Below are 23,659 nucleotides of genomic sequence, written 5' to 3'. Positions count from 1 at the left end.
CAGGGTGGCGGCATACGACACCTCGCCGCTCGAGGGTGGCGGCATACGACACCTCGCACGGCCCACCGGACGTCGTATGCCGCCAGGGACGAGCACACGGCCGTCGTATGCCGCCAGGGAGGGCCGACCCGGCGTGACGCCGCAGGGTGGCGGCATACGACATCTCGCCGCTCGAGGGTGGCGGCATACGACACCTCGCACGGCCCACCGGACGTCGTATGCCGCCAGGGACGGGCAGCGCACGGCCGTCGTATGCCGCCAGGGACGTCAGACCCGTCGTGACGCCGCAGGGTGGCGGCATACGACACCTCGCCGCTCGAGGGTGGCGGCACACAACAGGTCGCACGACCGACCGGACGTCGTATGCCGCCAGGGACGGGCACACGGCCGTCGTATGCCGCCACCCTGAGGTCTGGGGCGGCTCAAGCCACCGCTCAGGCGGAGCGGCTGGCGACGATGTCGGCGAAGGACTCGAGCGCGGTGCGGATCGGGCCGGGGTCGAGGGCCTCGAGCAGCTTCTTGGCCTGGGTGGCCTGGCCGAGGACGTAGTCGCGCGCCTGGTCCATGGCCGGGTGCTTGCGGAGCAGGTCGAGGGCCTCGGCGTGGAGGGCGTCGTCGGTGATCGGAGCGCCCAGGAGCTCGAGGAGGCGGGCGTCGGCCGGGTCGTCGGAGGCCTGTGCCATGAGGACGGGGAGGGTGGGTACGCCCTCGCGCAGGTCGGTGCCGGGGGTCTTGCCGGAGGTGGCGGACTCGGAGGCGATGTCGAGGATGTCGTCGGAGAGCTGGAACGCCGAGCCGACGATCTCGCCGTAGGCGCTGAGCGCCTCGACGACCTCGGGGCGGGCGCCGCCGAACATCGCGCCGTAGCGAGCCGACGTGGCGATCAGCGAGCCGGTCTTGCCGGCGACGACGTCGAGGTAGTGCGCGAGCGGGTCCTCCCCGGGACCGGGCTTCACCGTCTCGAGGATCTGGCCCTCGACGAGACGCGTGAACGTCTGCGCCTGGATCCGGACAGCGTCGGGCCCGAGGTCGGCGGTGAGCTCGGACGACCGGCCGAAGAGGAAGTCGCCGGTGAGGATCGCGACGTGGTTGTCCCAGCGGGCGTTGGCCGTGTCGGCCCCGCGCCGGAGAGCGGCCTCGTCCATGACGTCGTCGTGGTAGAGCGAGGCCACGTGGGTCAGCTCCACGACACAGGCCGCGGTGTGGACCTCCTCGGCCTCCGGGTGCGTCCCGGTCTCCGCGGCCAGCAGCACCAGCAGCGGCCGGAACCGCTTGCCGCCGGCCATCATCAGGTGCGTCGCGGCCTGCGAGACGTACGGCGTACGCCCCTGGCAGTGCCCCTCCAGCAGCTCGTCGATGCGCGCCAACCGGTCGACGAGCCGGCGCTCGAGCTCGGCGTCGACGACAGGCAGTGCGAGGGGCGAGTCGGTCACCTGATGAATTCTCCCGCAACGGCCGCGAGATCGAGCACCGGGCCCGGCAGCACGCCCAGCACGAGGGTGACGGCGGCGCCCACGGCGATGGTGGTCGCGGTCAGCACGGACGGGTACGCCACGCTGGGACCACCGCCGACGGGCTCGTCGAAGTACATGACCTTGATGACCCGGATGTAGAGGAACGCGGCGATGATGCTCGCCGCGACCGCGGCGACCACCACGGGCCAGGCGCCGGCGGCCAGCGCCACGGAGAACACCGCGAGCTTGCCGACGAACCCGGACGTGAGCGGGATGCCCGCCATGGCCAGCAGGAAGAAGGCGAAGACCGCTGCCACCACGGGCGACTCCTTGCCGAGCCCGGCCCACCGGTCGATCGCGGTGGTCTCGCCACCGGCGTCGCGGACGAGGCTGACGACCGCGAAGGCGCCGATCGTGGCGAAGCCGTAGGTGGTCAGGTAGAAGAGCACCGCCTGGACCGAGGTGATCTCCCCCAGCGCGAGCTGGTCGGTGGCCTGCAGGCCGAGCACGCCGGTGAGGATGAAGCCGGTGTGGGCCACCGACGAGTAGGCCAGGAGGCGCTTGATGTCGCTCTGGGTGATCGCCAGCGCGGCGCCCACGAACATCGAGAGCACGGCGATGATCCACAGCATCGGCTGCCACGACCAGCGGTCGGCACCGAGCGCGACGTAGAACAGGCGCATGATCGCGCCGAAGGCGGCGACCTTCGTGCCGGCCGCCATGAAGGCGGTGACCGGCGTGGGGGCACCCTGGTAGACGTCGGGCGTCCACGCCTGGAACGGGACCGCGCCGACCTTGAAGAGCAGGCCGACCGACAGCAGGCCGGTGCCGATCAGGAGCAGGCTCGAGCTGCCCACGTCGTTGCGGACGGCCTCGTTGATGGCCGCGAAGTCCATCGACCCGGCGAAGCCGTAGAGCAGCGCCGCGCCGTAGAGGAAGAAGCCGGAGGAGAAGGCGCCGAGGAGGAAGTACTTGAGCGCCGCCTCCTGGCTCAGCAGGCGGCGACGACGTGCCAGGCCGCTCAGCAGGTAGAGCGGCAGCGAGAGGACCTCGAGCCCGACGAACATCGTCAGCAGGTCGTTGGCCGCGGGGAACAGCATCATGCCGAAGACCGCGAACATCATCAGCGGGTAGACCTCGGTGTGCTCGCGGTGGGCGGCGAACGCAGCCGTCTCCGCGTCGGTGCCCGGCACCGCAGCCGCCTGCCCGGCGAAGGCGGAGACCCCGCCGTCGAGGTGGCGCTCGGCGAAGAGCAGCACGCCGGCGATGGCCAGCGCGAGGACCAGGCCCCAGATGAAGAGGCTCGGGCCGTCGACGGCGATGGTGCCGCCGACCGCCAGGATGCCGCGCGCGGCGCCGTCGTCGTACGTCTTCACGTCCTGCGCGACCAGCACCACGCCGACCAGAGCGACCACCAGGCCCGCGAGGGCCAGCACGACCTGGGTGACGTAGCGGGCCGCACGCGGCGCGAAGGCCTCGACGACCACGCCGAGGCAGGCGACGCCGAAGACGACCAGCAGCGGCCAGAGCTCGAAGTACTCGACGCTGGGCTTCACGAACTCGGTCACTGGTGACCAGCCTCCTTGGCATCCTGGGCGATGCCCACTCCGGCGAGCGTGTCGTGGACGACGGGATTGATGACGTCGAGCAGCGGCATCGGGAAGAAGCCGAACAGCACGAGCGCGAGCAGCAGCGGCGCGAGGATGCCGACCTCACGCCGGTCGAGGTCGACCACGGGGGCCACCCCCTCCCGACCGGGGCCGGTCATCGTGCGCTGGTACATCCAGAGCGCGTAGAACGCGGCGAGGACGATGGCGAGCACCGCGACCGAGCCGACCAGCCAGTGGTGGTCGAAGGCGGCGATGATCACCATGATCTCGGAGACGAACGGCGACAGGCCGGGCAGGCCGCACGCCGCCAGCCCGGCGACCAGGAAGAAGCCGGCCAGGACGGGCGCGGTCTTCTCGACGCCGCCCATCTCGCGGATCGAGGCCGTGCCGGTGCGCTGGATCAGGAAGCCGGCCACCAGGAACATCAGCGCGGTGGCGATGCCGTGGTTGACCATGTAGAGGATCGCGCCGGCGCCGCCGGTCGAGCTGAACACGAAGATGCCCAGCACGATGAAGCCGAAGTGCGAGAGGGACGTGAGGCCGATCAGGCGCAGGACGTCGTCCTGGCCGATCGCGACCAGCGCGCCGTAGATGATCGAGACGAGCGCGAGGACCACCACGAACGGCGTCGCCCACTGCGAGGCGTCGGGCAGCAGCCCGAGGCAGAAGCGCAGCATGCCGAAGGTGCCGATCTTGTCGAGGATGCAGACCAGCAGCACGGACGTGCCGGTGGTCGCCTTCTCGGTCGTGTCGGCCAGCCAGGTGTGGACCGGGAACATCGGCGCCTTGATCGCGAAGGCGATGAAGAAGCCGGCGAACAGCCAGCGCTGCGTGGTCGGGTCGATGTCGATGGCAGCCAGGTCGCTGAGCAGGAAGCTCGGGCTGCCGGTGTCGGCAGACACGACGTAGAGACCGATGACCGAGGCGAGCATCACGAGCCCGCCGGCGAGCTGGTAGATCAGGAACTTGGTCGCCGCGCGACCCCGTCCCGTCCGGCCGAAGCCACCGATGAGGAAGTACGCCGGGATGAGCGTGGCCTCGAAGACGACGTAGAAGAGCAGCACGTCGGTCGCCGTGAAGACCGCCAGCGACATCGCCTCCAGGGCGAGGGTCCAGGCGAAGAACGCGCGGGCGCCGCCGTTGCCCTCGGCCTCGGACTCGCGCCAGCCGGCGAGCAGCACGATCGGCACCAGGACGACGGTCAGGAGCACCATCAGCAGGCCCAGGCCGTCGACGCCCAGCGCGTAGTGCACGCCGAGCGACTCGATCCACGTGTGGGTCTCGGTGAGCTGCATGCCCCCGCCCACGTCGTACTGCGTGGCGGCGACGATGCCCGCGACCAGGGTGGCCGCAGCGAAGCCGAGGCCGACCAGTCGCGCGAGCCCGCCGGGCACGAAGGCCGTGACGAGCGCACCGACGAGCGGCAGCAGGATCAGGATGGTCAGAGTCATCCGAGGTTCACCGCCAGGAGAGCGAGGACGACCAGCAGGGCGCCACCGAGGAGGGACAGGGCGTAGGAGCGGACGAAGCCGTTCTGGACTCGTCGCAGGGTGGTGGACAGCCCGCCGACAGCGGCGGAGCCACCCTCGACCACACCGTCGACACCGTGGCGGTCGAAGGCGGTGAGCCCGCCGACGAGCCCCGCACCGGGCCGGACGACGACCGCGTCGTTGATCGCGTCGCCGTAGAGGTCGGCGCGGGCGGCCCGGGTCGCGAACGACACGTCCTGGGGGGCCTCGCGCGGGATGTCGCGCCTGCCGACGAGGAACCAGGCAGCGGCGATGCCGACAGCGACGACACCGACGATCAGGAGCGTGATCACGAGCGCCGGCAGGGGCGGCTCGTGGTGCTCGGCGTGGCCGGTGACGGGCTCCAGCCAGGTGACGATCCAGTCGCCGAGCAGCAGCACGCCGCCCAGGACCGACAACGCGGCCAGCACGACCAGCGGCACGGTCATCACCTTGGGCGACTCGTGCGGGTGGACGTCCTTCTCCCAGCGCTTCTCGGTGAAGAACGTCATCAGCATCAGGCGCGTCATGTAGAACGCGGTGATGCCGGCGCCGAGCATGGCGAGCAGGCCGACGAGCAGGTTGTCGGCCAGCGCGGCCTCGATGATGCGGTCCTTGGACCAGAAGCCGGAGAAGCCGGGGAACCCGATGATCGCGAGGTAGCCCATCGCGAAGGTCAGGAAGGTGACCGGCATCGCCTTGTTGAGCGCGCCGTAGTGGCGCATGTCGACGTCGTCGTCCATGCCGTGCATGACCGAGCCGGCGCCGAGGAACATGTTGGCCTTGAAGAAGCCGTGCGTGAGCAGGTGGAAGATCGCGAACGGGTAGCCGACCGGGCCCAGGCCCGCGGCCAGCATCATGTAGCCGATCTGGCTCATCGTGGACCCGGCGAGCGCCTTCTTGATGTCGTCCTTGGCGCACCCGAGGATCGCGCCCCACAGGAGCGTGACGGTGGCGACGACGACCACGGCGGTCTGGGCGATCGGCGCGAGCTCGAAGATGAAGTTCGAGCGGACCACGAGGTAGACGCCGGCGGTGACCATGGTCGCCGCGTGGATGAGGGCCGAGACCGGGGTCGGGCCTTCCATCGCGTCGAGCAGCCAGGCCTGGAGCGGCACCTGCGCCGACTTGCCGCAGGCACCGAGCAGGAGCAGCAGGCCCAGGGCGGTCAGGGTGTTCTGCGACGCCTCACCGGTGTGCTCGCTGACCGCCGCGAAGTCGGTGGAGCCGAACGTCGCGAACATCAGCGCGATCGCCAGCGAGAGGCCGATGTCACCGACGCGGTTGATGACGAACGCCTTCTTGGCGGCGGCCGCGGCCGAGTGCTTGTGCTGCCAGAAGCCGATGAGCAGGTACGACGCCAGGCCGACGCCCTCCCAGCCGAGGAACAGGCCCACGAAGTTCGCCGAGAGGATCAGCGTGAGCATGGCCGCGACGAAGAGGTTGAGGAAGCCGAAGAACCGGCGCCGACGCGGGTCGTGCGCCATGTAGCCGATCGCGTAGACGTGGATCAGCGACCCGACGCCGGTGATCAGGAGCAGGAACAGCGCGGCGAGCTGGTCGTAGAGCAGGTCCATCCCGACGCTGAGCGAGCCGGTCTCGAACCAGGTCCAGAGGTGCTGGCCGACCTGGCGCTCCTCCTCGCCGCGGCCCAGCAGGGCGAGGAACAGCACGAGGCTGAGCACGAAGGAGGCGACCGAGGCCGCCGTGCCGACCAGGTGGCCGTGCTTGTCGGCGGAGGCCTTGAGCGAGCTCGGGAGGAACGGGGCGACGGCGAGCAGCAGCACGGCGCCCAGCGCGGGCAGCGCGATGACCAGCCACAGCAGGTCGAACACGCCTCCGGCACTGGTGTCAGGGGCGACCACGGGTGCGTGGGCTCCCCCCTCCGCCATCGGGAGCCCAGCCTGGAGGACTGAGTGGGACAACAGGTTCACGAGTGCTCCCTCAGTACTTCAGCAGGCTGGCGTCGTCGACCGAGGCCGAGCGTCGGGTGCGGAAGATGGTCATGATGATCGCGAGGCCGATCACGACCTCGGCGGCGGCCACCACCATCACGAAGAAGGCGGTGATCTGGCCGTCGAGGTTGCCGTGCTGGCGGGCGAAGGCCACGAACGCGAGGTTGCACGCGTTGAGCATCAGCTCGACGCACATGAACACCACGATGGCGTTGCGGCGGGTGAGCACGCCCACGCATCCGATGGTGAACAGGATCGCGGAGAGCACGACGTACTCGCTCACTTCTGGTCCTCCTCGGTGTTGGCGGGGGCGCCGGCCTTGCCGGAGGTCTCGGGCATCGTCGTCGGGCTGTGCCCGTCGACGCCGGCGATCTGCTGCGTGACGACCTCGATGTCGTCGGCCAGGGCGGGCGCGGAGCGGACGGTGCCGCGGGCCGCGAGGACGCGGGAGACCGAGGACTCGGCGGCGGTGCCGTCGGGCAGCAGGGCCGGGGTGTCGACCGCGTTGTGGCGGGCGTAGACACCCGGCGAGGGCAGCGGGCCGAGGTGCTTGCCGTGCTCGGCGTAGTCGCGCAGGCGTTGCGCGGCGAGGTCGGCCTGCGTGGCCTTCGGCGTGAGGCGCTCGCGGTGAGCGAGGACCATCGCGCCCAGGGCGGCGGTGATGAGCAGGGCGCTGGTCGCCTCGAACGCGAAGACGTACTTGGAGAACAGGATGTTGGCGATGGCCGGCACGTTGCCACCGGCGTTGGCCTCGTCGAGGCCGACCACGGTGCCGAAGGTGACCTGGGTGATCCCGAGCACCAGGACGGTGCCGAAGACCAGGCCGAGCAGGACCGCCATCACCCGCTGGCCGCGGATGGTCTCCACGACGGAGTCGGAGGCGTCGACGCCGATCAGCATCATCACGAAGAGGAACAGCATGAGGATGGCGCCGGTGTAGACGATGATCTGCACCGCGAAGAGGAACGGCGCGTCCATGACCGCGTAGAGGAACGCGAGGCTGATCATCACGACGGCCAGCAGCAGCGCGGCGTGCACGGCCTTGCGGACGAACAGGATGCCGAGCGCGGCGGCCACCATCAGCGGGGCGAGGATCCAGAAGGTCATCGTGTGGTCCCCCTGTAGTAGTCGCCCTCGTCGTCACCCAGGCGCATCGGGTGGGGCGGCTGCTCCATGCCGGGCAGCAGCGGGGCCAGCAGGTCGGACTTCTCGTAGATCAGGTCGGCGCGGTTGTTGTCGGCCAGCTCGTACTCGTTGGTCATCGTCAGCGCGCGCGTCGGGCACGCCTCGATGCACAGCCCGCACAGGATGCAGCGCAGGTAGTTGATCTGGTAGACGCGGCCGTAGCGCTCGCCGGGGCTGAAGCGCTGGCTGTTGCCGTCGGCGTCCGGCTCGTCGCTGTTGGAGGCACCCTCGACGTAGATCGCGTCGGCCGGGCAGGCCCACGCGCACAGCTCGCAGCCGATGCACTTCTCCAGGCCGTCGGGCCAGCGGTTGAGCTGGTGGCGGCCGTGGAAGCGGGGCGCGGTCGGGAGCTTCTCGAACGGGTACTGCTCGGTGACGACCTTCTTGAACATGGTCCGGAAGGTGACGCCGAACCCGGCGATCGGGTCCCAGAGGCTCTCCTTGACGCCCTTCGAACCCGGGCTGGACTCACTCATGGTTCTCCTCCGCTGAAGCGGTGACGGTGGTGCGTCCCCCCGGCGAGTGGGTGAACGTCAGCGGCGCGGCAGCACCGCGTACGGCGCCTCCCGCCGGCATCGGCGGGACGGGGAACCCGCCGGCGAACGCGTCGTGGGGCTCCTCGCTCGCCTCGGCCGGCGCCTCGTCCTCCTTCTTCTCGCCGATGAACATCAGCGCGACGGTGAGGACGAGCAGCACGGCGATCGCGGCCACGAGGTAGGTGCGGTTGATGTTGCCCTCGAGCGAGATGACGCGGATGGTCGCGACGGCCACGATCCAGGCCAGGGCGACCGGGATGAGGACCTTCCACCCCAACGCCATGAACTGGTCGTAGCGCATGCGGGGCAGCGAGCCGCGCAGCCAGACGAACAGGAAGATGAAGATGAAGACCTTGCCGAAGAACCACAGGAGCGGCCAGTAGCCGCTGTTGGCGCCGTCCCACACGTTCTCGATGCCCCACGGAGCGGCCCAGCCGCCGAGGAACAGCGTGGTCGCGATGGCCGACACGGTCGCGAGGTTGATGTACTCGGCCAGGAAGAACAGGGCGAACTTCAGGCTGGAGTACTCGGTGTGGAAGCCGCCGACCAGCTCGCCCTCGGCCTCGGGAAGGTCGAAGGGCGCACGGTTGGTCTCGCCGACCATCGAGATCACGTAGATGACGAACGACGGCAGCAGGATCAGGCCGAACCACAGCTTGTCCTGGGCGGCGACGATCTCCGACGTCGACATCGAGCCGGCGTAGAGGAAGACCGCCACCAGGGCCAGGCCCATCGCGACCTCGTAGGAGATCATCTGCGCGCTCGAGCGCAGGCCGCCGAGCAGCGAGTAGGTCGAGCCGGAGGACCAGCCGCCGAGCACGATGCCGTAGATGCCGATCGAGGCGATCGCGAGCATGAAGAGCACCGCCACCGGCATGTCGGTGAGCTGCAGCGGCGTGCGGTGGCCGAAGAAGTTGACCTCGGGACCGAGCGGGATGACCGCCCAGGTGATGAAGGCGGGCACGGTGGCGATCACCGGCGCCAGGAGGAAGACGACCTTGTCGGCCGCCTTGGGGATGATGTCCTCCTTCAGCGCGAGCTTCACGCCGTCCGCCAGCGACTGCAGCAGGCCGAAGGGGCCGTGCACGTTGGGGCCGACGCGGTGCTGCATCCGGGCCACGACCCGGCGCTCGAACCAGATGTTGAACAGGGTCAGCAGCACCAGGACCAGGAAGATGAAGACGGCCTTGAGCGCGATCACCCACCACGGGTCCTGGCCGAACTGGGCCAGGTCGGGATCGGGCAGGTCGGCGGCGAGGATGCTCGTCACAGCGGTGCCCATCATCGGGAGGCTCCCTTCAGGGTGACCGTGCTGCCCGGGGAGGCGAGCTCGGCGAGGACGCCCCGGCCGAAGGACCGGGCCGGGACCCAGACCACGTCGTCGGGCAGGTCGGCGACCACCACTGGCAGCGTCACGCTGCCACGGTCACCGGAGACGGTCGCGAGGGGCTCCTGGCCCTCGTCGAGCAGGCCGAAGGCCGACTCGTACGTCGCGCGGCTGACGCGGACGACCGGGGTGCGCGCGGTGGCGCGCAGGTGGTCCTCCCCGTCCTGCATGGAGCCGAGGTCGACGAGCTGCTTCCACGTGGCCAGGACCAGCGCGCCGGCGCCCTTCCTGGCGGGCTTGGGAGCGCGCGGCGCCTTGCCGGGGTCGAGCGCCGGGCGGGCGCCGTCCCACGGGCCGAGGGCCTGCATCTCGGCGCGCACCTCGGCGACCGTGCGGAAGCCGAGCGGTGCCCCGTGCCCCAGCGCAGCGAGCTCCTCGGCGATGCCGGACAGGACGCGCAGGTCCGGGAGCGACGCGGGGTTGGAGAAGACCGCCACGAAGTCACGAGCGCGGCCGTCCCACGTGACGAAGGTGCCGGCCTTGTCGGCCACCGGGGCGACCGGCAGCACGACGTCGGCCCGGCGGGTCACGTCGGTCTCGCGCAGCTCGAGGCTGACCACGAAGCCGGCGGCGTCGAGGGCTGCCCGGAAGGCGGCGGGGTCGCTGGTGTCGTCGGGGTCGACTCCACCGACGACCAGGCCGCCGAGGTCGCCCTTGGCCAGCGCGGCCACGATGGCGTTGCCGTCGCGGCCGGCCTTGCCGGGGAGGGACTCCACGCCCCATGCGGCAGCCACGTCGACGCGCGCCGAGGCCTCGGCGACGGGACGGCCACCGGGCAGCAGGTTGGGCAGGGCTCCCGCCTCGACCGCACCGCGGTCACCGGCGCGACGAGGCACCCAGGCCAGACGAGCGCCGGTCGTCGCGGCGAGGTCGGCGGCGGCGGCGAGTGCACCGTGGGTGCCGGCCAGGCGCTCGCCGACGAGGATGACGGCGTCCTTGGTGATGCCGTGCTCGGCGTCCTTGAGCGAGCCGATGGCGTCGACCTCGGCACCCGGGGCCGCCTGCACGAGCCGGCCGTCCATCTTCTGCAGGCCGCGCGAGGTGTACGGCGCCACGGACACGACCTGCGTACGACCGGCCCTGGCCGCCTTGCGCAGGCGCAGGAAGATCGTGGCCGCCTCGTCCTCGGGCTCGAGGCCGAGGAGCACCACGACGGGTGCGGCCTCGAGGTCGGCGTAGGTCACGTTGCCGGACAGCGCGACGTGCGAGGCCAGGAAGCTCGCCTCCTCCGCGCTGTGCGGGCGGGCCCGGAAGTCGACGTCGTTGGTCTCGAGCGCGACGCGGGCGAACTTGGCGTAGGCGTAGGCGTCCTCGGCGGTCAGGCGACCGCCGGTGAGGACCGCGCCGGCACCGGCCTCGTGCAGCCCGCGGGCGGCGACGGCGAAGGCCTCGGTCCACGAGGCAGGCCGCAGCTCACCCCTCCGCCCGTCCGGCAGGGTCTCGCGGACCATCGGGTAGGTGATCCGGTCCTCGAGCTGGGTGTAGCGGAACGCGAAGCGGTCCTTGTCGCTGATCCACTCCTCGTTGATCTCCGGCTCGTTGCCGGCCAGGCGACGCATCACCTTGCCGCGACGGTGGTCGATGCGGATCGCGGCGCCGCAGGCGTCGTGCTCGGCGACACCGGGCGTCGAGACCAGGTCGAACGGGCGGGAGCGGAAGCGGTAGTCGGCCGACGTCAGCGCGCCGACGGGGCAGATCTGGATGGCGTTGCCGGAGAAGTAGCTCTCGTAGGGCTCGCGCTCGTAGATCGCGACCTGCTGCAGCGCGCCGCGCTCGGCGAGGGCGATGAACGGGTCACCGGCGATCTGCTCGGAGAAGCGGGTGCACCGCGCGCACAGCACGCAGCGCTCGCGGTCGAGCAGGACCTGGGCGGAGATGTTGATCGGCTTGGGGAAGGTGCGCTTGATGCCACCGGACTCCGAGAACCGGCTCTCGCCACGGCCGTTGCTCATCGCCTGGTTCTGCAGGGGGCACTCGCCGCCCTTGTCGCAGACCGGGCAGTCGAGCGGGTGGTTGATCAGCAGGAACTCCATGATCCCCTGCTGGGCCTTGTCGGCCACCTCGCTCGTGGCCTGGGTGTTGACGACCATCCCCTCGGCGACCGGCAGGGTGCAGGACGCCTGAGGCTTGGGGAAGCCACGGCCGTTGCCGGCGTCGGGCACGTCGACCAGGCACTGGCGGCAGGCGCCGACCGGCGCGAGCAGCGGGTGGTCGCAGAAGCGCGGGATCTGTACGCCGACCTGCTCGGCGGCGCGGATCACCAGGGTGTCCTTGGGGACGCCGACCTGGATGCCGTCGATGGTGACGGTGACGAGGTCGGTGTCGACCTTCTCGGGCGCCTTGTCCGTCGCGGTCATGCGTTGGCTCCCACAGCAGTGTCGGTCGAGGAGGGGAAGGCGGTCGAGGCGGCTGGGTCGAACGGGCAGCCGCCATGGGTCAGGTGCGCGAGGTACTCGTCGCGGAAGTGCTGGATCGAGCTCGAGATCGGGCTGGTCGCACCGTCGCCGAGGGCGCAGAAGGCACGGCCCAGGATGTTGTCGCACTGGTCGAGCAGCAGGTCGAGGTCGGACTCGCTCCCCTGCCCCTTCTCCAGCCGGGCCATCGTCTGGGTGAGCCACCACGTGCCCTCGCGGCACGGGGTGCACTTGCCGCAGGACTCGTGCTTGTAGAACTCGGTCCACCGCAGGACGGCGCGGACCACGCACGTGGTCTCGTCGAAGATCTGCAGCGCGCGGGTGCCGAGCATGGACCCCGCCGCGCCGACCGACTCGAAGTCGAGGGGCACGTCGAGGTGCTCGGGGGTGAGGAGCGGGGTGCTCGAGCCGCCGGGCGTCCAGAACTTGAGCTCGTGACCCTCGCGGATGCCGCCGGCGAGGTCGATGAGCTGGCGCAGGGTGATGCCCAGCGGGGCTTCGTACTGGCCGGGGTTGGTCACGTGGCCCGAGAGGCTGAAGATGCCGTAGCCCTGCGACTTCTCGGTGCCCATCGAGGCGAACCAGGCGGGGCCGTGGTTGATGATGCTCGGCACCGAGGCGATCGACTCGACGTTGTTGATGACGGTGGGGCTGGCGTAGAGACCGGCGACGGCCGGGAACGGCGGGCGCAGGCGCGGTTGGCCGCGACGACCCTCGAGGCCCTCGAGCAGCGCCGTCTCCTCGCCACAGATGTAGGCACCCGCACCGGCGTGCACGACCAGGTCGAGGTCGTAGCCCGTGCCGTGGATGTTCTTGCCGAGGTGGCCGGCCAGGTAGGCCTCCTGGACCGCGCGCTGCAGGCGGCGGATCACGTGGAGGACCTCGCCGCGGACGTAGATGAACGCCGTGTTGGCGCGGATCGCGTAGGAGCTGACGATGACGCCCTCGACCAGCGTGTGCGGGCTGGCCATCATGAGCGGGATGTCCTTGCAGGTGCCCGGCTCGGACTCGTCGGCGTTGACGACGAGGTACTTCGGCTTCGGGTTGTCCTGCGGGATGAAGCCCCACTTCATGCCGGTGGGGAAGCCTGCACCGCCGCGGCCGCGCAGGCCGGACTCCTTGACCGCGTTGATCACGTCGTCCGGAGCCATCGCGAACGCCTTGTCGAGGGCGGCGTAGCCGCCGCGCTCCTCGTAGGCCGCCAGGGTCCAGGCACGCTCGGCGTCCCAGTTGTCGGTGAGGACCGGGGTCAATGTGTCAGCCACGAAGTGACCCCTCTCGGTTGTCGAGTGCCGCGAGCTTGCGAGCGGTGTATCGAGACACGGTCACTTCTCTCCCTCCGGAGCCGTCCAGCCCTTCTCACGGGCGAGCTTCAGGCCGGCCAGCGAGGCGGGACCGGCGGTCGGACCCTCGTCGGCACGGTCGTCGGGGAAGCCGGCGAGCACGCGCTCGGCCTCGCGCCAGGTGCCGAGCCTCGGGCCACGCGTGGAGTGGACCTCCTTGCCGGCGCGCAGGTCGTCGACGGCCTGGACGGCGGACTCGGGCGTCTGGTTGTCCATGAACTCCCAGTTGACCATCATCACCGGGGCGTAGTCGCAGGCCGCGTTGCACTCGATGTGCTCCAGCGTGACCTTGCCGTCCGCGGTGGTCTCGTCGTTGCCGACGTCGAGGTGCTCCTTGAGCCGCTCGAAGATCAGGTCACCGCCCATGACCGCGCAGAGCGTGTTGGTGCACACGCCGACGTGGTAGTCGCCGACCGGCTTGCGCTTGTACATCGTGTAGAAGGTCGCCACGCCGTTGACCTCGGCGGCGCTGATGCCGAGGACCTCGGCGCAGGCCTCGATGCCCTCGGGCGTGATCCGGCCCTCCACCGACTGCACGAGGTGCAGCATCGGGAGCAGGCCGGAACGGGCCTCGGGGTAGCGGGCCGCGATCTCGCGCAGCTCTCCCCAGGTCTTGTCGTCGAGCCTGGACTCGGCGCTGTTGTCGGTCGTCATCGGTCGACGCCTCCCATCACGGGGTCGATGGACGCGATGGCGACGATGACGTCGGCGACCATGCCGCCCTCGCTCATCACGCTCGTCGCCTGCAGGTTCGTGAACGACGGGTCCCGGAAGTGCGCGCGGAAGGGACGCGTGCCGCCGTCGGAGACGACGTGGGCGCCCAGCTCGCCTCGGGGGGACTCGATCGGGACGTAGGCCTGGCCGGCCGGGACCCGGAAGCCCTCGGTGACCAGCTTGAAGTGGTGGATCAGCGCCTCCATCGACTCGCCCATGATGTGGCGGATGTGGTCGAGGCTGTTGCCCATGCCGTCGCTGCCGATCGCGAGCTGGCTGGGCCAGGCGATCTTCTTGTCGCCCACCATCACCGGGGCGCCCTCGAGACCGGCCAGGCGGTCGGCGCACTGCTCGACGATCTTGAGCGACTCCCACATCTCGTTGAGCCGGATGCGGAACCGGCCGTAGGAGTCGCAGGTGTCCCAGGTCTGGACCTCGAAGTCGTAGTCCTCGTAGCCGCTGTAGGGCTGGGTCTTGCGCAGGTCCCAGGCGTAACCGGTGGACCGGAGCACCGGGCCGGTGAGGCCGAGGGCCAGGCAGCCGGCCAGGTCGAGGTGGCCGACGCCCTCGAGCCGACCCTTGAAGATCGGGTTGGCGTTGCAGAGGGCGGCGTACTCCGGGAGGCGCTTCTTCATCAGCGTGATGAAGTCGCGGATCTCGTCGAGCGCGCCGGGCGGCAGGTCCTGCGCGACACCGCCGGGGCGGATGAACGCGTGGTTCATGCGCAGGCCCGTGATCAGCTCGAACAGGTCGAGCACGAGCTCACGCTCGCGGAAACCGATCGTCATCACGGTGAGGGCGCCGATCTCCATGCCGCCGGTGGCGATGCAGACCAGGTGGGAGGAGATGCGGTTGAGCTCCATGAGCAGGACTCGCATCACCTCCGCCTTCTCGGGGATGTCGTCCTCGATGTCGAGCAGCCGCTCGACGCCGAGGACGTAGGCCAGCTCGTTGTAGAACGGCGAGAGGTAGTCCATCCGCGTGCAGAAGGTCGTGCCCTGCACCCAGGAGCGGTACTCCATGTTCTTCTCGATGCCGGTGTGGAGGTAGCCGATGCCGCAGCGGGCCTCGGTCACCGTCTCGCCCTCGAGCTCGAGGATGAGCCGGAGCACGCCGTGGGTCGACGGGTGCTGCGGGCCCATGTTGACCACGACCCGCTCCTCGGCGGACTCGCCGATGCTCTGCGTGATCGAGTCCCAGTCCTGGCCGGTGACGGTGAACACGCGTCCCTGGCTGGTGTCGCCGGGAGCGGCGTAGAAGTCCTGCTCTGTAGTCATCAGTTGTACGACCTTCGCTGGTCCGGCGGAGGGATGGACCCGCCCTTGTACTCCACGGGGATGCCGCCGAGCGGGTAGTCCTTGCGCTGCGGGTGGCCCGGCCAGTCGTCCGGCATGAGCACCCGGGTCAGTGCGGGGTGACCGTCGAAGATCAGCCCGAACATGTCGTAGGTCTCGCGCTCGTGCCAGTCGAGCGTCGGGTAGATGCTCACCAGGCTGGGCACGTGCGGGTCGCTGTCGGGGGCCGTGACCTCGAGCCGGATGCGCCGGTTGTGGGTCATCGACGTGAGGTGGTAGACGGCGTGCAGCTCGCGACCGGTGTCGTCGGGGTAGTGGACACCGCTGACGCCGGAGCAGAACTCGAAGCGCAGCGCCTCGTCGTCACGCAGCATCTGCGCCACGAAGGGCAGGTCCTCACGACGTACGTGGAAGGTGATCTCGCCGCGGTGCACCACGACGCTCTCGATCGCGGAGGTCAGCTCGGTGGCCTCGAGCCGCGCCTCCAGCGCGTCGGACACGTCGTCGAACCAGCCGCCGTAGGGCTTCTGGGACGGGGCCGGGAACACCTTGGCGCTGACCAGCCCGCCGTAGCCCGAGGTGTCGCCGGTGCCGGACGTGCCGAACATGCCGTGGCGTACGCCCACGGAGCGCACCTCGCCGGTCGGTGCCGGGACGTTCTCCGGGGACTGCTCGGTCGCCGGCTGCCCGACACCGCTGCCGGTGCCGGTCTTGTCCTTCGCCGCCTCCAGGTTGCGCTCCTCGGCGGGCCGGGCCGACTCGTTCTTGTCGCTCTTGTCGTCGCTCACCGCAGCAGGCCCTTCATCTCCGAGGTGGGCAGGGCGCGCAGCGCGTTGGTCTCGAGCTCGGCGATCTCGTTGCGGCGGTTGACGCCCAGCTTGCTGTGCTGGACCTGGTCGTGCAGCTTGAGGATCGCGTCGATCAGCATCTCCGGTCGCGGCGGGCAGCCGGGGAGGTACATGTCGACCGGCACGACGTGGTCCACGCCCTGCACGATGGCGTAGTTGTTGAACATGCCGCCCGACGAGGCGCAGACGCCCATCGCGAGCACCCACTTGGGCTCGGGCATCTGGTCGTAGATCTGGCGGAGGACCGGGGCCATCTTCTGGCTCACCCGGCCGGCCACGATCATCAGGTCGGCCTGGCGCGGGCTGGCCCGGAAGACCTCCATGCCGAAGCGCGCGAGGTCGTACTTGGGGGCGCCGGTGGTCATCATCTCGATGGCACAGCAGGCCAGGCCGAAGGTGGCGGGCCAGAACGACGCCTTGCGCATGTAGCCGGCGACGCCCTCGACGGTCGTCAGCAGGACGCCGCTGGGCAGCTTCTCCTCGAGACCCATGTCAGTCCCAGTCCAATCCGCCGCGGCGCCACACGTAGGCGTACGCCACGAACACAGTCGCGATGAAGAGGACCATCTCGACGAGGCCGAACAGGCGCATCGCGTCGAAGTGGACGGCCCACGGGTACAAGAAGATGATCTCGATGTCGAAGACGATGAAGAGCATCGCGGTGATGAAGTACTTCACCGGGAACCGGCCGCCGCCGACGGGCTGCGGCGTGGGCTCGATGCCGCACTCGTAGGAGTCGAGCTTCGCCCGGTTGTAGCGCTTCGGGCCGATGAAGGCACTCATGATCACGGAGAAGACCGCGAAACCCGTCGCGATGAGTGCCAGCGCGAGGATCGGCGTGTAGAGCTCCATCGCTTCCCTTCCGGTGGACCTGCGCCCGAATCGGGTGAAGACATGTGACTTTGTGAATGGCTTCACGAGTGGCGCGGGCCACAGTCTAGGACTCCGGTGCGACGTGCGCCACGTCGGGGTCTGGACCTCGATCAGCGCCTCTGACCTGCGGATTTAGGTGACGCGGACGTACCCTAAATGGGTCAGGCGGTGGCCCGGTGCAGAGCGACGATGCCACCCGTCAGGTTGCGCCACTCCGGCTGCCGCCAGCCCGCCTCCGCCACCATCTCGGCGAGCCCCGCCTGGTCGGGCCAGGCCCGGATGGACTCGGCCAGGTAGACGTAGGCGTCGGCCGCGCTGGCGGTCAGCGAGGCGATCCTCGGCAGGGCCTGCATGAAGCCGTCGAGGTAGACCGTCCGCAGCGCTGCGTTGGTGGGGCGGCTGAACTCGCAGACCACCAGGCGTCCGCCGGGGCGGGTCACGCGGTGCATCTCCTTCAGCCCGGCCACGGGGTCGACGAAGTTGCGCAGGCCGTAGGAGATGGTCACCGCGTCGAAGGTGTCGTCGAGGAACGGCAGCCGGGTGCCGTCGCCGGCCACGAAGGGCAGCCCGGGGCGGTCCTTCTTGCCCTGGCGGAGCATCCCGACGGAGAAGTCGCACGGCACGGCCGTGGCACCGTGGGCGGAGAACGGCTCGCTGGAGCAACCGGTGCCGGCGGCCAGGTCGAGGACGAGGTCGCCCCGTTGCGGGGCCACGGCCTCGACCATCGACCGGCGCCAGCTGCGCTGGATGCCGGCCGTCATCAGGTCGTTGGTCAGGTCGTAGCGCTTGGCCACGGTGTCGAACATGCGACGTACGTCGGAGGGTTGCTTGTCCAGGTCAGCGCGGGCCACGCGCCGAGCGTAGGCCTCCGTTTCCCGGGACGTGCAACGCGGGGTGTCCCCGGACGTCCTTACACTCGAACACCTCACCACGTCTCGGGGGACCACCGATGCCACACCTCATGCCGCGCCTCACGTCGCGCCGCCTCACCGCCCTGCTCCTCGCCCTGCTCTGCTCGTGGGGCACCCTGACCGTCGTCGCAGGCCCCGCCGGCGCCGCGAGCGCCTCGGCGAGGGCCGAGTTCGCGCCGATGCGTCCGGGCGAGACCGCCTGGCGCGTCCGCGTGCTCCAGAGCCGGCTCCACCAGCTCGGCCTGCACTCGGAGGTGGTGACCAACCACTACGACGCGGAGACGCGTGCCGGGGTGGCCACCTTCCAGCGGCGCCGCGGCTGGACCGCCGACGGGGTGGTCGACGAGCGCACCTGGCTCAAGCTCGTGTCGCTCACCACCGAGCCGACCACCGACGCGCTGCACAACGTCTACGTCCCCGGTCGCCCCCTCCTCGAGCGCGGCGACACGGGCATGTGGGTGCGTCAGGTCCAGGCCCGCCTCAAGCAGGTGCGCTGGTACGACGCCCGGGTGACGGGCCGCTACACGCGCTCGACGGTCGAGGCGGTGCGCGGCTTCCAGGCCAAGCGCCGGATCCCGGTCACCGGCCAGGTCGACCGCCGCACGCTCGAGCGGCTCAAGGACATGACCCGCGAGCCGACGAAGGCCGAGCTGTTCAACATCGTGCCCCAGGGCCCCGCCCTCGACCCGCGGTGCGTGACCGGGCGGGCGATGTGCGTGGACAAGACCTCGCGCACGCTCCGCTGGGTGGTGGACGGTGTCGTGCTGAAGGACGTCGAGGTCCGCTTCGGCTCCGACGAGCTGCCGACCAGGGAGGGCGCGTTCGCGGTCTTCCGCAAGTCGCGCGACCATGTCTCGAGCCTCTACGACACCTCGATGCCGTTTGCGATGTTCTTCTCCGGCGGTCAGGCCGTGCACTACTCCCCCGACTTCGCCGCCAACGGCTACAACGGGGCGTCCCACGGGTGCGTCAACGTGCGGGACCGCGCGGCCGTCGCGTGGCTCTTCGACCAGGTCCGCCTCGGCGACAAGGTGATCGTCTACCGCTCCTGAGGCGGGGTTCAGGCTTCCGCGGACCCCGCGAGGGAGAAGGCGGCGTCCAGGCCGGCGCCGGCGCGCCCGCGCCGCGGCAGGGCCTCCTCGACGACCTGGACCGTGGACGGCGCCGGGACGGGCACGACGGCGTACTCGCCCGCCAGGTCGAGCCTGATCGCCGGGTGGTGGGCGATGCGCCCGATCCGGAAGCCGAGGGTCGCGGCCAGTCCGCTGATGGTCCGGTTGACGCGGGTGTCGAGGACGAGCACGCGAAGCCGGTCGCCCCACCAGGGCGCCAGCGCCTCGACCTCGGCCGCGAGCTTCTTGGTGCGCGAGCTGAGCCGAGCCTCGGCAACCCGCGCCGAGGTGGCCTCGAGGACCTCGCGAGGCGTCTCGTGCCAGGCGACGCCGTCGATCCGGGCGGCCTCCAGGAGATCCTCCAGGACCCGGGCGGCCACGTGGTCGAGGAAGACGTGCGTCGGCCGGACGTGCGCGAGCGCCGCCTCGAGCTGGGCGGGCGTCTCCACCCAGGCGAGGGTGCAGCCGCTCGTCAGGTGGGCGTCGCGGACGACGGTCGTGAAGCGGTCGGTGGCCTCGCCGGTGAGCAGCACCACGTCGTCGGCCCTCAGGTCGGACAGCGCACCCGACGCCTCCGGGCGGAAGAGCCAGGCCAGGCTCTTCTCGCGGGGCAGGCCGAGGACGGCGCCCGAGGGCGCACCGGTGCGTGCGGCGTCGACCCACGAGAGCACGTCGGCCTGGCGCTTGCGCCGGTCGAGGCCCATCGCACGCAGCCGCTCCCAGGACCTGTCGTCGCACTCGAAGAGCTGGGCGTCCATGAGGCCGGCGCGCCTGAGCAGGGCGAGGCGGCTCTCGTGGTCGACGATCACGAGGCGCACCTCGATGTCGTCGAGGAGCCGCCCGACCTCAGCCTGGTCCATGTGGTCCGGGAGCAGCACGGGCACGGCGCCCGCCACCCGCGTGGCGAGCTCGAGCTCGAGCTGCCGGATGCCGGTGGGGACGCGGATGACGACGACCTGCCCCGGGTTGACGCCGGCGTCGATCATCCCGGCAGCGCCGTCGATGACGCGGCGGTAGAGCTCGTTCCAGGTGAGCGAGACCCAGGAGTCCCCGGCCTGCTCGACCACCGCGACCTCGAGGGAGCGGGCGCGCGCGTGGCGCTCCAGACGCGCGAGCGGCGATTCCTGAACAGGCACTTGCGGACTCCTCCGGACGTGGTGTACCGACGCAACCTAGGCGACACGAACCCCTCCTGTTCGCCGTTTGCCCGATCTCCCGCCGGCCCGCTGTGCACGCGGGCGTAGGCTGCCCCCTCGTGACGACCCCCGCGTCCGCGTCCGCGCCCAGCCCCGGACCAGCTGCGCCGCTCGTGGTGCGCACCGTCCCGGTGGACCTGGCAGACCTCCCGCTCCTCGACCTGCTGCCCCAGCAGGAGCCGGTCAGCTGGCTGCGCCGTGGTGAGGGCCTGGTCGGCTGGGGCGTCGCGGCCCGCCTGGAGACCTCGGGTCCCACCCGGTTCAGCGACGCCGACAAGTGGTGGTCGGAGACGGTGGCCCGCGCGCAGGTCGACGACGGCGTCGGCGAGCCCGGCAGCGGACTGGTCTGCTTCGGGACGTTCGCCTTCGCCGACGAGCCGGGCGACTCGGTGCTCGTGATCCCACAGGTCGTCGTCGGCCGCCGGGGTGACCGCACCTGGCTCACGACGGTCTCGGTCGAGGCCCCGAGCCTCGCCCCGACCCCCGCACCCCAGCCGCCCGTCGGCCTGGTCTTCTCCGACGGCGCCCGCAACGGCGAGGAGTGGATGACGGTCGTCGCCGAGGCCGTCGGCCGCATCGCGTCCGGCGACCTGGAGAAGGTCGTGCTCGCCCGCGACCTGATCGCCGCCACCGACGAGCCCCTCGACGTCCGCTGGCCGCTGCGCCGCCTCGCCGACCAGTACGAGATGTGCTGGACGTTCCACGTCGACGGCCTGTTCGGCGCCACCCCCGAGATGCTGGTGCGGCGCGAGCGCGGCCTGGTCACCTCCCGGGTGCTGGCCGGCACGATCCGGCGTACGGGTGACGACGAGCGCGACCTCGCCCTGGCGGCGACCCTCGCCCGCTCGTCGAAGGACCTGGAGGAGCACGAGTACGCCGTGCGCTCGGTCGCCGACGCCCTCGAGCCGCACTGCTCGTCGATGAACGTCCCCGAGGCGCCCTTCGTGCTGCACCTGCCCAACGTCATGCACCTGGCCACCGACGTGAACGGCGTCGTCCACGACGTCGCCACCTCGCTGCAGCTGGCCGAGTCGCTGCACCCCTCCGCCGCGGTGGGCGGCACGCCGACCCCGGCCGCGGTGGAGCTCATCGCCGAGATCGAGGGCATGCCCCGCGACCGCTACGCCGGTCCGGTCGGCTGGATGGACGCCTCCGGCGACGGCGAGTGGGGCATCGCGCTGCGCTCGGCGATGGTCACCGACGGCGGCGTCCGGCTCTTCGCCGGCTGCGGCATCGTCGCGAGCTCGGACCCCGAGGCCGAGCTGGCCGAGTCGCAGGCGAAGTTCGTGCCGGTGCGCGACGCGCTCGAGGCGGACTGACGCCGGCTGACCGCCTACAGGTCCTGTCCGGCCTCGCGCCGCTCGAAGACCTGGCCCTCGGGCAGCAGGTTGGCCATGTGGGTCGCCACCATGTCGAGCCCGATGTCGCTGTAGACGCGGTCGTGGATCCCGAGCGAGGTCGCAGCCGCGACCTCCCGGACGAAGTCGATCGCCTCGCTGACCTTGAGCCACGGCGCGCTCACGGGCGCGAGCAGCACGTCGACCGCGCGACCGGGCGGGGTCAGGGCGTCGCCCGGGTGGTAGACGCTGGCGCCGCCCGACTCGAGGACGTAGCCGGAGTTGTCGAAGCGGTCGTAGTCGGGGTGGATGACCGCGTGCTTCTCGCCGACCACCTCCACCGACGTGCCGGCGACCTCGAGCCGGTCGCCGGGTCGTACGACGGTGACGCGCTCGGCCACCTCAGGTGCCTGCTGGCGCAGCAACCGCTCGACCGCCGCGATGGTCCAGATCGGCACGTCGCTCCCGCGGAGGTGGTCGGGATGGACGTGGTCGGGGTGCTCGTGGGTGATCAGCACGGCGTCGGCGCCCTCGAGCGCAGCGAGGTCGGTGAACACCCCCGGGTCCACCACGACGACCCCTCCGTCGCCCTGGATCCGCACGCACGCATGGCCGAACTTGGTGATCCGCATGACTCCCAATGTAGGCCCGTCGAATCGTCATACGCGTGGGGTGCGTGGTTATGGTGGTGCAGCCTCTGCGGGTGGAGTGCCCTGGGGGAAATGCCAATCGCACCCGAGACGAAGAGAGTTCACATGTCTGCACGCCGCGTGCTCGCAGGCAGCGTCGCCGCGCTGCTCCTGCCCGCGTCCCTGCTCCTGAACGCCGAGACCGGCTCGGCGACCGACTCCGCGGCACAGCCCGCGTCGACGTCGGTCACCAAGAAGGCCGGTCAGAGGATCTCGCTGGAGGTGCTCCCCCAGATCGTCCAGCAGGGTCGGGGCACGGCCAGCGCGGACTCGGCCAAGGCAGCAGTGACCGCGACGATCAAGCCCGCCGAGGTCGGCCGCAAGGTCGTCCTCGAGCAGCTCGACGGCACCACGTGGAAGAAGGTGGGCACGGCCAAGCAGGACAAGGCCGGTCGCGCCCAGTTCTCCGCGCTGGTCTCCAAGAGCGGGCTCCCGCTCACCTACCGCGCCACGGCCATGAAGTACGAGGGCCTCAAGTCGGTCACCAGCGCCACCGCGACCACCGACCGGTGGCTGACGCCCACCTTCAGCGACGAGTTCTCGGGCACCACCCTCAACCCCGCCTGGGGCATGCGCGGCCAGGACTACGAGCCCAAGAGCAAGCGCAAGTGCTCCAAGGGTGACCCCAAGGCCGTCAAGGTCGGCGGCGGCACCCTGCGCCTGAGCGTCATCAAGGACCGCAAGCACAAGGGCAAGTGCAAGGCCGTCTCCCGCAAGGAGACCAAGAAGATCAGCTACCGCCTCAACGGCCACGTCGGCACGCAGAGCGGCTTCAACTTCAAGTACGGCGTCGCCGCCGCCCGCATCAAGATGCAGAAGATGCAGGGCCAGCACGCCAGCTTCTGGATGCAGCCGGTCGGCGAGAACAAGCCCGGCAGCGACGGCCACGAGATCGACATCATCGAGTACTTCGGTGACAAGCACCCGCAGGGTGGGCTCACCAGCTTCATCCACTGGTACAAGGGCAAGCGCCTGATCAAGACCGGCTCGTGGATCAAGGACTCGAAGACGTTCCTGAAGAACAAGCGCGACAACTGGTCGAAGAACTACCACGTCTTCTCGGTGCAGTGGACGCCCAACGTGATCATCTTCCGCATCGACGGCAAGGAGACCTGGCGCACGTCGGCCCGCGTCTCCAAGGCGCAGCAGTACCTCATCCTGAGCCTGCTCGCCTCCGACTACGAGGCGCTGGAGCTGCCCGACAAGAAGCTCCCGCAGCACATGTACGTCGACTGGGTCCGCGTGTGGGAGACCCCGCAGTCCTGATCAGGACCTGATCGCACCCAGCTGAA

Annotated in this window: 21 protein-coding genes; 3 read left to right on the top strand and 18 right to left on the bottom strand. The window is 70.4% G+C overall.

Annotated features, from left to right (window positions below):
- Window positions 1-434 precede the first annotated feature (434 nt).
- The 16 genes from ACS3YM_RS01030 to ACS3YM_RS00955 form a co-directional block, all read right to left on the bottom strand.
- Window positions 435-1,433: a polyprenyl synthetase family protein gene (locus ACS3YM_RS01030; protein ID WP_439938192.1), complete on the bottom strand. Its 999-nt coding sequence runs from the start codon at window positions 1,431-1,433 to the stop codon at window positions 435-437.
- Window positions 1,430-3,022, bottom strand: coding sequence for an NADH-quinone oxidoreductase subunit NuoN (gene nuoN, locus ACS3YM_RS01025; protein WP_439938191.1), 1,593 nt, complete (start codon window positions 3,020-3,022; stop codon window positions 1,430-1,432). The genes ACS3YM_RS01030 and nuoN overlap by 4 nt, the downstream gene beginning before the upstream one ends.
- Window positions 3,019-4,515, bottom strand: a complete 1,497-nt coding sequence (locus ACS3YM_RS01020; protein WP_439938190.1) for an NADH-quinone oxidoreductase subunit M — start codon at window positions 4,513-4,515, stop codon at window positions 3,019-3,021. Before ACS3YM_RS01020 ends, nuoN begins: the two co-directional genes overlap by 4 nt.
- The gene (gene nuoL / locus ACS3YM_RS01015) at window positions 4,512-6,464 is read right to left on the bottom strand and encodes an NADH-quinone oxidoreductase subunit L (protein ID WP_439938189.1); all 1,953 of its coding nucleotides are present in this window, start codon (window positions 6,462-6,464) and stop codon (window positions 4,512-4,514) included. Before nuoL ends, ACS3YM_RS01020 begins: the two co-directional genes overlap by 4 nt.
- Before the next feature lie 52 nt (window positions 6,465-6,516).
- Window positions 6,517-6,810, bottom strand: coding sequence for an NADH-quinone oxidoreductase subunit NuoK (gene nuoK / locus ACS3YM_RS01010; protein ID WP_439938188.1), 294 nt, complete (start codon window positions 6,808-6,810; stop codon window positions 6,517-6,519).
- On the bottom strand, window positions 6,807-7,634 hold the full coding sequence (locus tag ACS3YM_RS01005) for an NADH-quinone oxidoreductase subunit J (protein ID WP_439938187.1): 828 nt from the start codon (window positions 7,632-7,634) through the stop codon (window positions 6,807-6,809). The genes nuoK and ACS3YM_RS01005 overlap by 4 nt, the downstream gene beginning before the upstream one ends.
- The gene (gene nuoI / locus ACS3YM_RS01000; RefSeq protein ID WP_439938186.1) at window positions 7,631-8,188 is read right to left on the bottom strand and encodes an NADH-quinone oxidoreductase subunit NuoI; all 558 of its coding nucleotides are present in this window, start codon (window positions 8,186-8,188) and stop codon (window positions 7,631-7,633) included. The genes ACS3YM_RS01005 and nuoI overlap by 4 nt, the downstream gene beginning before the upstream one ends.
- Window positions 8,181-9,530, bottom strand: coding sequence for an NADH-quinone oxidoreductase subunit NuoH (gene nuoH, locus ACS3YM_RS00995; RefSeq protein ID WP_439938185.1), 1,350 nt, complete (start codon window positions 9,528-9,530; stop codon window positions 8,181-8,183). The genes nuoI and nuoH overlap by 8 nt, the downstream gene beginning before the upstream one ends.
- Window positions 9,530-11,992 carry an NADH-quinone oxidoreductase subunit G gene (locus ACS3YM_RS00990; protein WP_439938184.1) on the bottom strand — a complete coding sequence of 821 codons (2,463 nt, stop codon included), beginning with the start codon at window positions 11,990-11,992 and terminating at the stop codon, window positions 9,530-9,532. Before ACS3YM_RS00990 ends, nuoH begins: the two co-directional genes overlap by 1 nt.
- Entirely contained in the window at window positions 11,989-13,314 is a 1,326-nt protein-coding gene (gene nuoF / locus ACS3YM_RS00985) for an NADH-quinone oxidoreductase subunit NuoF (protein WP_439938183.1), read from the bottom strand. The genes ACS3YM_RS00990 and nuoF overlap by 4 nt, the downstream gene beginning before the upstream one ends.
- 60 nt (window positions 13,315-13,374) lie before the next feature.
- Window positions 13,375-14,046 carry an NADH-quinone oxidoreductase subunit NuoE gene (nuoE, locus tag ACS3YM_RS00980; RefSeq protein WP_439938182.1) on the bottom strand — a complete coding sequence of 224 codons (672 nt, stop codon included), beginning with the start codon at window positions 14,044-14,046 and terminating at the stop codon, window positions 13,375-13,377.
- Entirely contained in the window at window positions 14,043-15,383 is a 1,341-nt protein-coding gene (locus ACS3YM_RS00975) for an NADH-quinone oxidoreductase subunit D (protein ID WP_439938181.1), read from the bottom strand. The genes nuoE and ACS3YM_RS00975 overlap by 4 nt, the downstream gene beginning before the upstream one ends.
- On the bottom strand, window positions 15,383-16,132 hold the full coding sequence (locus tag ACS3YM_RS00970; RefSeq protein WP_439939813.1) for an NADH-quinone oxidoreductase subunit C: 750 nt from the start codon (window positions 16,130-16,132) through the stop codon (window positions 15,383-15,385). Before ACS3YM_RS00970 ends, ACS3YM_RS00975 begins: the two co-directional genes overlap by 1 nt.
- 53 nt (window positions 16,133-16,185) lie before the next feature.
- Window positions 16,186-16,740 carry a NuoB/complex I 20 kDa subunit family protein gene (locus ACS3YM_RS00965; RefSeq protein ID WP_439938180.1) on the bottom strand — a complete coding sequence of 185 codons (555 nt, stop codon included), beginning with the start codon at window positions 16,738-16,740 and terminating at the stop codon, window positions 16,186-16,188.
- Between the two features lies 1 nt (window position 16,741).
- A complete protein-coding gene (locus ACS3YM_RS00960) occupies window positions 16,742-17,101 on the bottom strand; it encodes an NADH-quinone oxidoreductase subunit A (RefSeq protein ID WP_056907086.1) in 360 nt (119 codons plus the stop codon).
- A 182-nt stretch (window positions 17,102-17,283) separates the two neighbouring features.
- A complete protein-coding gene (locus ACS3YM_RS00955; protein WP_439938179.1) occupies window positions 17,284-17,973 on the bottom strand; it encodes a demethylmenaquinone methyltransferase in 690 nt (229 codons plus the stop codon).
- Between the two features lie 98 nt (window positions 17,974-18,071).
- Between ACS3YM_RS00955 and ACS3YM_RS00950 the strand changes: the two genes are divergently transcribed.
- Window positions 18,072-19,085, top strand: coding sequence for a L,D-transpeptidase family protein (locus ACS3YM_RS00950; protein WP_439938178.1), 1,014 nt, complete (start codon window positions 18,072-18,074; stop codon window positions 19,083-19,085).
- Window positions 19,086-19,093: 8 nt separating this feature from the next.
- Here ACS3YM_RS00950 and ACS3YM_RS00945 read toward each other — a convergent pair whose 3' ends face one another.
- Window positions 19,094-20,281 (bottom strand): AMP-binding protein, encoded by a 1,188-nt coding sequence (locus ACS3YM_RS00945; RefSeq protein WP_439938177.1) that lies wholly within the window; start codon window positions 20,279-20,281, stop codon window positions 19,094-19,096.
- Between the two features lie 119 nt (window positions 20,282-20,400).
- Between ACS3YM_RS00945 and ACS3YM_RS00940 the strand changes: the two genes are divergently transcribed.
- Complete coding sequence (locus ACS3YM_RS00940; RefSeq protein ID WP_439938176.1) at window positions 20,401-21,660, top strand: isochorismate synthase; 1,260 nt, start codon at window positions 20,401-20,403, stop codon at window positions 21,658-21,660.
- Between the two features lie 14 nt (window positions 21,661-21,674).
- Here ACS3YM_RS00940 and ACS3YM_RS00935 read toward each other — a convergent pair whose 3' ends face one another.
- Entirely contained in the window at window positions 21,675-22,310 is a 636-nt protein-coding gene (locus ACS3YM_RS00935; protein WP_439938175.1) for an MBL fold metallo-hydrolase, read from the bottom strand.
- 123 nt (window positions 22,311-22,433) lie between these two features.
- Here ACS3YM_RS00935 and ACS3YM_RS00930 point away from each other — a divergent pair, with 123 nt between their 5' ends.
- On the top strand, window positions 22,434-23,633 hold the full coding sequence (locus ACS3YM_RS00930) for a glycoside hydrolase family 16 protein (RefSeq protein WP_439938174.1): 1,200 nt from the start codon (window positions 22,434-22,436) through the stop codon (window positions 23,631-23,633).
- Window positions 23,634-23,659 lie beyond the last annotated feature (26 nt).

This window comes from Nocardioides sp. N13(2025) (genome assembly GCF_051912545.1).
GTDB lineage: Bacteria > Actinomycetota > Actinomycetes > Propionibacteriales > Nocardioidaceae > Nocardioides.
This window is presented reverse-complemented; position numbering and strand designations above follow the sequence as displayed.